7 protein-coding genes are annotated in these 9442 nt (G+C 40.2%); 5 read left to right on the forward strand and 2 right to left on the reverse strand.

The window, feature by feature from the left end:
* The first annotated feature begins 124 nt into the window (after positions 1–124).
* Both ESZ50_RS11425 and ESZ50_RS11430 read left to right on the forward strand, forming a co-directional pair.
* On the forward strand, positions 125–535 hold the full coding sequence (locus ESZ50_RS11425) for an Hsp20/alpha crystallin family protein (protein WP_148624084.1): 411 nt from the start codon (positions 125–127) through the stop codon (positions 533–535).
* Positions 536–686: 151 nt separating this feature from the next.
* On the forward strand, positions 687–1037 hold the full coding sequence (locus ESZ50_RS11430; RefSeq protein WP_148624086.1) for a YxeA family protein: 351 nt from the start codon (positions 687–689) through the stop codon (positions 1035–1037).
* Between the two features lie 463 nt (positions 1038–1500).
* Here ESZ50_RS11430 and ESZ50_RS11435 read toward each other — a convergent pair whose 3' ends face one another.
* Both ESZ50_RS11435 and ESZ50_RS11440 read right to left on the reverse strand, forming a co-directional pair.
* Positions 1501–1827, reverse strand: coding sequence for a magnetosome magnetite crystal formation protein family (locus ESZ50_RS11435; RefSeq protein WP_148624088.1), 327 nt, complete (start codon positions 1825–1827; stop codon positions 1501–1503).
* Between the two features lie 213 nt (positions 1828–2040).
* Positions 2041–3645, reverse strand: coding sequence for a MucBP domain-containing protein (locus tag ESZ50_RS11440; RefSeq protein WP_148624090.1), 1605 nt, complete (start codon positions 3643–3645; stop codon positions 2041–2043).
* 671 nt (positions 3646–4316) lie between these two features.
* Between ESZ50_RS11440 and ESZ50_RS11445 the strand changes: the two genes are divergently transcribed.
* From ESZ50_RS11445 to ESZ50_RS11455, 3 genes are all read left to right on the forward strand, one after another.
* Positions 4317–5249 carry a glycosyltransferase family 2 protein gene (locus ESZ50_RS11445; RefSeq protein WP_148624092.1) on the forward strand — a complete coding sequence of 311 codons (933 nt, stop codon included), beginning with the start codon at positions 4317–4319 and terminating at the stop codon, positions 5247–5249.
* 185 nt (positions 5250–5434) lie between these two features.
* The gene (locus ESZ50_RS11450) at positions 5435–5854 is read left to right on the forward strand and encodes a hypothetical protein (protein ID WP_148624094.1); all 420 of its coding nucleotides are present in this window, start codon (positions 5435–5437) and stop codon (positions 5852–5854) included.
* A gap of 345 nt (positions 5855–6199) precedes the next feature.
* Positions 6200–9442: InlB B-repeat-containing protein (locus ESZ50_RS11455; RefSeq protein WP_187387639.1), on the forward strand; the 3243-nt coding region annotated here is incomplete at its 3' end.

The raw sequence follows: 9442 nt of genomic DNA on the forward strand, positions 1-9442 counted from the left end.
CAACTTTTGGGGTTCACATCAGCGGATTAATTTTTGCTTAGTGGGTCTTTTTCTATTAACAAATAAAAAATGTGGTGTTAATATATGTGTGTAGAAAAAATTAAATCTTTGGAGGTATTTTATAATGGCAAATGAGTTGTTTAAGAGTTCATGGAATCCATTTGATGCATTCGAGATGGACCTTTTTGGAAATCTACAAAATCGTCGTGGATTCATGAAAACCGATATTTCGGATAATGATGATAAATATGTGGTAAGTGTTGAATTACCAGGTCTAGAGAAGAAAGATATTGGTATTGATTTTAAGAATGATACACTTACGGTCTCAACAGTTAAGCATGAGATTGCCGATCACGGTCACGGTGATATGATTCAAAGTGAGCGTTCAAGCGAATCTATGGCACGTTCGTTTAGATTCATGGGTATTGATGAAAGCAACATAAAGGCTCGTTATGATAATGGTGTCCTAAAGGTTGAATTACCAAAGCTCGATAAGCCTGAGATAGAGAATTCTCATAAGATTGAGATAGAGTAATAAAAAAGTTGTCCCGCTAGGTAGATTAATCTCTACTTGGCGGGGCTTTTTGTTATTTCTTACAAAAATGTAAGGTGTTAAACGAAAATCTAGTGGTACTATTTCATTAGAAATCACACTGAATTGGGGTTAAAAAGAAAGGCATATGGTTATGAAAAAAATTATATTTTGGATAATAGCATTTATCACAATCATCGGTGTTGCTGGATTTACTTTTTATAAAGTTAATTACGGCGGAACTGACTACTATGTACAAATACTAAAAGATGGCAAGAAATCTAACGAGACTGATGACAGCGGTAAAACTTTTCATATGTATGAGTATGAAGAAAAAGCATTCGATGATAGAGGTGAAAGCAAGAACATAAAGTTTAATGCTGATCATAATCTAAAACACAATGCTTATTTGAAGGTAACATATAATAAGAAAAAGGGCGTAACTAATTGGGAAAAGGTTGAAAAATCAAAAATACCACAAAAAGCGCTTGAACATTTAAAATAAGTGTTAATGCGAATAAAAATTATAAAGCCAAATTAATTAGTTTTGAGACTAGTTAATTTGGCTTATTTTTTATAAATTAATTGCAGAACGTGAGAATGAGCTAAATAATTAAGTTAAATTTTTTGCACCAATTTGCACCAGAAAACGCGCAAATGTTGATTTAATAACGTTCTGCAAGTTTAACAAGAAGTATGGTTTAAAGAGTATCATATTTTGTTAGAAAAGCCTGTTATACCAATGGAAGCATTGATATAGCAGGCTTTTATTAATATGGATGATAAAATTAAGTAAGCTGATTTACATAATTTTGTTTCACCAACAAAGAGCAGAGGTAAGATCTACCTAATAAAAGATACGGGATCATCTATATCGAACCTCCAAAAGGTCTACCTAATATCCCTCCAACAAAAATAACGAACAATGTAAACAAAAAACGCCAACCAAAGTCAGCGTTCACGATTAATCATGAAGCAAGCAATTGCTTAATGCCAAGCACGATGCTGTAAATATACAGCACAAATGAAACCAGCCCAGCGATTGCGAATAAAATAATTGTAGTGAACCCGGTAATTGGGCCACTATTAGTCGATAAGCCGATTATGCCAATCGTTATGAAAGAAAGCACCACGAATAGAAACGGAATAATTTGAATTAGTAAAGCTTTCTTCGCATTTGAGATCACGTTGGCCTCTTTTGCAACAATCCAAACGATTAATGGAATAATTACCGGTGCAATAATAACTGAAAGATATGAGAGTGCATTAACTCCCTTGATATTTGTTTCGTTCATAATAAACCCTCCTAAAATAGTTCCCACTTACATTATGATAGCAGTTATGAGGAAGAATTCAAGCGAAAGAAATGAATGAATCTTAAAGCACTTAAAGTAATTATTGTGATGAATAAGTTAAAGGCTAGGTAAGAGTAGAGCAATCAAAAAAACTGTCACGACCTTACACCGCGACAGTTTTTTAATTGTAATATTTAAATTTCGAAAAAAGCATTACATGAATTTATTCTTTGCTTTCCAGTCAACGAAGGCAACTGCTCCCAAACCTAAGATGGCCATGCCAAGCATAGATAAGTCAGAAGTTACATCAATACCGGTCGCAGGCAAAGTAGCCGCGGCTTGTTTTACAGAGGCGGTCTTGTTAGGAGCTGCAACATTTGAAGCGGCGGGCGCCGTTGTGTCAGTAGTAGCAACTGGCGTAACTGTTGAACCGTTGAGAATGTCATCAAGTGTTTGATAGACATAGGTTACGTCGATTGGATTACTTGTGTATGTGCCAATCCCGTTATCAGGGATGGTAGTAATGTAATAATCAGGGATGATGGGGAAAACAGTACCATATAAAGCACCAACATTACCAGTTATAATTTCATCTGGCTTGATTGTCTTACCATTCAAGTCAACATAATGAACGGTCACAGTACTAGTTTGAACTGGTGGTGTAACTACAGTCGCATCGGCGGCCGTATATTCATAGGTGATCGTAGTTGGCGTAGTTGTGTAAGTTCCGGTAGCATTACCCTGAACCGAAGTGAAATTGTAACCGGAAATGGTTGCCTGGGTTGTTGAATAAGCATCACCAACATTACCGGTTGTCACAACATCCGGTGCAATTGAAGTTCCATTCTGATCAACGTATTTGGTAGTGACCGTTGAAGTGGTCACAGCAGGCGCTGAATCTGAAATTGTAAAACTTGTTGTAGCGGAAGACCATGTAGAGTCGGTCATCACATTATATTTGTAATCGTATTTAATTTGATAAGTTCCGGGTCCGTCTGGCGTATAAGTTCCAAGTGTGGTTCCAGGAGTCCCCATGGCTGCATTATATACTGAGAAGCCATTCTTCATAACCGTTACGCCAAGAACACCTTGCGTATTGTCGATGTTATTCTTATCAGCTAAATTTCCTTTATCATCAGAAACTGACGTGACGTTAGCCAATAAGTCGATCGGAGTTCCAGTAGAAGCGGTGATTGTACTTGGTACGGCGACTGTGGAAGGTGTGGTTGTAGGTGTAGCTGTGTCTGCATTATAGATATAAGTAATTGTAATCGGAGTTGCAAGATACATTGCAGAAGTAGCACCGCCGTTAGCAGAACTAAAAGTATAACCTGGAATCACCTCTTGAGTTGTTGAATAAGCGTTGCCGACATTACCAGTTGTAACGACATCTGGGGCAATTGTATTTCCAGCTTGGTCGACGTATTTAGCAGTGACTGTTGAGGTTGCAACAGTTGGTGTTGGAGCGACAGTGATACCAGCCTCTGCCGCGAGGGCTGGTGTGAGGGCGACACTAACTGTGGTGGCGTTACCAGCCGCCATGGTGCTTGCGATTGCCGCCAAACTTGAGGCGGTATTCATTTCCGTTGTACCACTATAGCCATCAAGGCTAATTATAGCTGAGTTCAATTGATCTAGTGTCAAAACATAAGTTGCATCGTCTGTTGTGGTAGCGCTGGCTGCTGGTGCAGCTGTTGTCGTGGTAGCCGTTGGTGTAACAGTATCCGCGTGAACTGACATTGGCATTTCAGTTCCTAGTGTGATCAACGCTCCCATGGTAGCCGAAAAAAGTAGTGTTTTTCCTTTAAATTTTTCCATAATCCTTACTCTCTCCTAAAAAAATTAGATACGTTCCTATTAGCAGTTTGCTATTATCGACTACCGGCATAATTAATATCTCTTCAATCAACCTTTATAGATGACATGACTTATCGAATTAGCGATATTCTGATATTAAAAATTGGACAACTAACCGTTTGTTAACAAACTTAAAACAATATTAATTATATACTGTATTTCGAAAATTAGAAATACGTGGTGTAGTATTATCCTATTTAAAGGATCTCATATATATATATATATATATATATATCTTTGTGTGAAATATGGCTATTGTCGGCCGAATGTATTTCAAAACACTGGAAAGACGCTGAAGTGGTACTTTGTTAATCTTAGATTGATATTAAAAGCTGGGTGTAAACATACAGGATAAGTGATCCATAATTTACTTTGATCCGCAATTGCGTGAGGTGTATACAAACTTAATATTGATTCCAGGTGGATAAGGATGTTTGCAATTAATCAGTCGATCAAATTGCATGAACTTGATATTCTGTACATGTGGATTACCCATTATAATGTAACTCGTACTTATGATATACTCAGATAATTGAGAACAGTTAAATTACCTGTATTGGGTGGCAATATGAGAATTTATTTTCTCAGGTGTTTTAAGTGGAAGATGATGATTGATTTAGAGGTGCGTATAAGTGAAACATGAAATATTATCAGTAATTGTACCCGTACTTAATGAAGAGGAATCGATCCCTCTTTTCTTAGAAAAGATGCGACAAGTTTCGCGCGAACTTCCGGTTGAAGTGGAATATTGGTTTGTGAATGATGGATCGAATGATAATACACAGGCAGTTTTGAATGCGCTAAACAATTCTGATTCGAATATCCATTTTATTGATTTCTCTCGGAATTTTGGCAAAGAGGCGGCCTTATATGCCGGGCTAGAATATGCTAAAGGCGATTATGTTGGCGTCATGGACGTTGATCTACAGGATCCACCTGAATTATTACCAGAGATGTTGCGAGGGGTAATGTCAGGGGAATGGGACGCAGTAGGTAGTCGAAGGATTAATCGGATAGGGGAATCTAGAATTAGATCCTTCTTCAGTGACCTATTTTACAAATTAGTCAATAAAATATCCAGCACTCAATTAGTGAACGGTGCGCGCGATTATCGGGTGATGACTAGGCAGATGGTTGATGCAATTCTTAGTATGCCTGAGTATAATCGCTTTTCGAAAGGCATCTTTTCATGGATTGGATTTAGGACAAAGTACCTTGAATTTGAAAATGTTGATCGGGCCGCTGGAAAGACTTCGTGGTCATTCTTTTCGTTATTTAAATACTCAATTGATGGAATTGTTAATTTCTCAACGGCACCGTTGGATATTGTAACTGGCCTAGGATTTATAACCTTCATCTCTGCGATTATCGGTGCAATTGCAATTATTATTCGGGCGATTGCCTTTCCAAGTACAGCAGTGTTTGGTTGGCCCTCAATGGTAGTAATTATGCTTTTGCTGAGCGGTATTCAGTTACTTAGTTTGGGCGTAATCGGTAGGTATATTTCAGGTACTTATACAGAAGTTAAACGACGTCCGATTTTTATTGCTAAAAAAGTTAAATAAGGTAAAACACTCAGCTAAAAATATCTGCTGAGTGTTTTTTTAAGAGTTAGAGGAGTCTTTATCGCGGATTTGGAAATTAGGAGATGAGATCCAAGTTAATATCCACTTACAAGTATTATTAAGTCTCAAAATAATGTGCTATAATTCACAATTGAATGAATTAATAATTTATTTAAAGGGGAGTTATGAAGTATATTAATCGACTTGTGATTGCCGGCTTGATAGGGATGTTCTTGCTAGGCGGTTTTAATGCTGTTAGTGCAAATACTAAGCCAACTAAGGCAGAGCTTCAAAAGACGTTGGATTTGTTAAATGAATATCCAGATGACACAGAAGCGTATTTATCGAAAAAAGGTGAGAATTTTGCATTAGGTGGTGATTCTGAAATTACAACGCCATCTGGTGAGACAACCAAAATCTCTGAAAGCAAGGATTATTTGGCTACAACGGTTGGTGACTTAAAGGCGCACTATCGAACGCAGATTGAAAATGCTGATGCTAATTCCGGCGTGACCAAGGTTGATACATCGAAACGTAAGGTGAAAAAGGCTTCTGTTAAGAAGAGCTTTTTTTCAAAGATTATGGATTTCTTCAATCATATGTAAAATAGCTCTGAATTCTGTTTAAAAGCAATAACAATTATTTAAAAAAGATCTAAAAAGCTCTTGATGTTAAGTCGAGAAAAGTTTTTAGATCTTTTTTTGATTTCATTTAATCTTTTTTCTAATGAGTGACTGCAAGAATTTGGTGGAAATCTGAAGATGCTTCACATATACGGATTTCTAAGTCGAATTAGAACGGCTGCTTAGAATGTTTGTATCCTGAATTGCGGAAGTGTATTGATTATATATGGAATTAGAATATTCTAGAGACTAGAGACTAGAGACTAGAGACTAGAGACTAGAGACTAGAGACTAGAGACTAGAGACAAAAGAACTGAGATTAGGGAAATGCAACATAATTATAAACTATATAAAAGTGGAAAAAATTGGGTTTATGCTAGTAGCTTAATGTTGGTTGGGCTAGGGAGTGTTTTCTTGCTTAACACGCCAATTGTATCGGCTGATACAACTACGCTTGATACAACTGATGCCGTCAATACTTCTAGTACGGAGACAAGTAGCGCGGCTGTAAATGCCCCCTTGATTTTAGGGAGTGCAGTTGAGCAGGATTCAAGTGTCGCTACAGATGCTACGACATCAAATGTGGGACAGGGTGTATCCGGATCATCTTCAATAGGATCTAGCAATAATGATAGCACGACGGCGGCATCAAGTTCGATTACTAGTAGTGGAAGTGCGGCAGATAGCAGTAATGGTGCATCGACAGCAAGTAGTGCTAGTTCAGAGACAATAGTAAATCTAGCATCTGCCAGTGAATCGGCTGGTTCGTCTTCATTTGCGGAAGAAGTTGCAAGTACTGTTGCGAGTGGGCTTGCTGAGCAGGCGCAGTTGTCAGCGGCGGCAACAAGTGATACAGAGTTTGCTTCAGACGAGATGCTAGTTGTTCAAAGTGCTAGAGCGGATGAAGTTGTGAACCAGAGCAATGCTAGCGTAGATGAAGCGTTAGCAATAAATGCTCTTTCGTTGGCCAATCTTGCAACTGTTCGAGCGAATAGCGAGGCGTTGGCTGCTGAAAATTTCGTGATTGATCCAAATGTCGCAACAGTTGCAGATTTGGAAACCGCAATTAATGCGGCACCAACAAATGGGACTTTGTATCAAATTACAATTACAGCACCTATTACGGGTACAGGCGGTAATTCGTTAACTTTGCCGGTTGGGTCAAATATTGAAATTGATGGTGATGGCACTACAAACACCCAGATGAGTAATATGGGGATAATTTATGGTAGCGGTGCGACTTTAACGTTGAATAACCTGATTATAGATGAATCCGCTGGCGCATCTAACACCTTGGTTCAAGGTGCTAATGTCTTGAATCTTGAAGGAAGCACTAAATTGATTGGGCCAGTTCCACAAAATCCAACCTCAATTTTGAACTGGGTCAATTCAGGCGGTTATTATCCGATTGCTGTACAAGGCGTACCAGTTATTAACATGAGTGACTCGGCTGAAATTATTGGGTTTGGTAGTGCCGTATATGAAGCCACCGGCCAAATTATCAATATGACGGGTAGCTCGTCTTTGGTAGGAAATGCTTTTGGAATCTTTGGTGTGACAAGTACGACGATAACATTGGCAAGCACGGCGTCGATAAATAATAACGCGATTGGTTTTCTGCAACAAGCTGGGGCGTTTGAGCTTACTGGCGGAACATTTTCTAATAATATTTGGGTTGCTGGTTATCTTGTCGATACGGATAACAGTACGATTGATCAGGCGACCTTTTCTGATAACAGTGGCATGATAGGAACGCCAATTGAAGCAACTATGACGGAAGGTCAGACTTTAACGATTTCCAATAGTACGTTTATTAACAATGTGGATAATGCAACAGCCGGAGCAGTTGCAATCTCATCAGGGAATTTGGATGTCACGAATTCAACATTTACCGGCAATTCATCGCTAGGCAATGGTGGTGCAATTACAATTGTTCCTGTTAATCAAGACAATACGATTAATACTTTATCAGTCACAGGGACGCATTTTACAAATAATATCGCATACGGGCAGACAATTCTATTGCCTTCCACGACAGGAACGATATTGATTAACGGAATTGATACTGGGATTCAAGTGACCGCCGTTCCTGGACTCGCGGTGCAAACCTCAGGAGGTTCGTCGACGATTACGGGTGCAACTCTAACAACCAGTGCGGATAATATATTGTTAGTTAATGGCGTTAGTACGGGCGTCCTTGCTACACTTAGCGGCGGTGGTGGTGCGATCGGTTTTAGAACTTATGATCCAAGCAATTTATATCTAAATGGTAGCGGTGCAGTTTATCCTATGTTTAATACTGCCGGTGCAAACGGAAATGCCTACCTACCACAAGTGACAGTCGATAGTACAACGACATTTGCGAACAATATTGCGAATGCGCTTTATACGGTAACTCCGAGTGATTTAGCGGCGAATCCTCAGATTGCTGCAACAACTGAGTCCGCTACAAGTAGTCCCATTAACAATTATGATATTCAATACTATTCTGCTAATGTGATTTTTAACAGTAATGGTGGAACAACTGTTCCAAATGAGAGTACCCAAGATGGTGGATTGGTTGTACAACCAACTAATCCAAGTAACGGAAATTGGAATTTTGCTGGTTGGTATAGTGATGCGACGTTGACGACACCATGGGATTTTTCGTCGAGTGTTATGCCAACTGGCTTACCTGGTGATACTTTGACGCTGTATGCAGGTTGGCAGACAAATGTGACCTACGACGCTAACGGCGGAACTGGAGTACCAACGGATACTGCTAACTATGCGCCGAACGCAACAGTGATTGTGCCGACAACCGTACCAACGAAAACAGGTTATGATTTCACGGGTTGGTTATTGCCTGACGGTAGCACAGTAGTTCAGCCGGGCGGTAGTTTTACAGCGACGACCGCTAACCCAGTTTTGACAGCGCAGTGGACGGCGACGCCAGCGACGGTTACGTTTAATAGTAATGGTGGAACGGCGGTTGCGGACGAAGCGACCCATGACGGAGCGCTAGTTACACAACCAACTGATCCAACCAACGGAAGTTGGGCATTTACAGGCTGGTATAGCGATGCGGGCTTAACGACACCATGGAATTTCACGAGCGATACGGTTCCCGCTGGGTTAGCGAATAACACATTAGCGCTGTATGCAGGCTGGCAGACAAATGTGACCTACGACGCTAACGGCGGAACTGGAGCACCAACGGATACGACTAACTATGCGCCGAACGCGATGGTAACAGTACCGACAACCGTACCAGCGAAAACAGGTTATGATTTCACCGGTTGGTTATTGCCTGACGGTAGCACGGTAGTTCAGCCGGGCGGTAGTTTTACAGCGACAACCGCTAACCCAGTTTTGACAGCGCAGTGGACGGCGACGCCAGCGACGGTTACGTTTAATAGTAATGGTGGAACGGCGGTTGCGGACGAAGCGACCCATGACGGAGCGCTAGTCACGCAACCAGCCGCACCAACCAACGGAAGTTGGGCATTTACAGGCTGGTATAGTGATGCGGGCTTAACGACACCATGGAATTTCACAAGCGATATGGTTCCCGCTGGGTTAGCGAATAAC

Source organism: Weissella muntiaci (assembly GCF_008107635.1).
GTDB classification, from domain to species: domain Bacteria; phylum Bacillota; class Bacilli; order Lactobacillales; family Lactobacillaceae; genus Weissella; species Weissella muntiaci.

Bases quoted from the DNA above. Each gene is read 5' to 3' on its own strand.
- ESZ50_RS11440 (WP_148624090.1), bottom strand. From the start codon at position 3,645: ATGGAAAAATTTAAAGGAAAAACACTACTTTTTTCGGCTACCATGGGA.
- ESZ50_RS11425 (WP_148624084.1), top strand. From the start codon at position 125: ATGGCAAATGAGTTGTTTAAGAGTTCATGGAATCCATTTGATGCATTC.
- ESZ50_RS11435 (WP_148624088.1), bottom strand. From the start codon at position 1,827: ATGAACGAAACAAATATCAAGGGAGTTAATGCACTCTCATATCTTTCA.
- ESZ50_RS11430 (WP_148624086.1), top strand. From the start codon at position 687: ATGAAAAAAATTATATTTTGGATAATAGCATTTATCACAATCATCGGT.
- ESZ50_RS11450 (WP_148624094.1), top strand. From the start codon at position 5,435: ATGAAGTATATTAATCGACTTGTGATTGCCGGCTTGATAGGGATGTTC.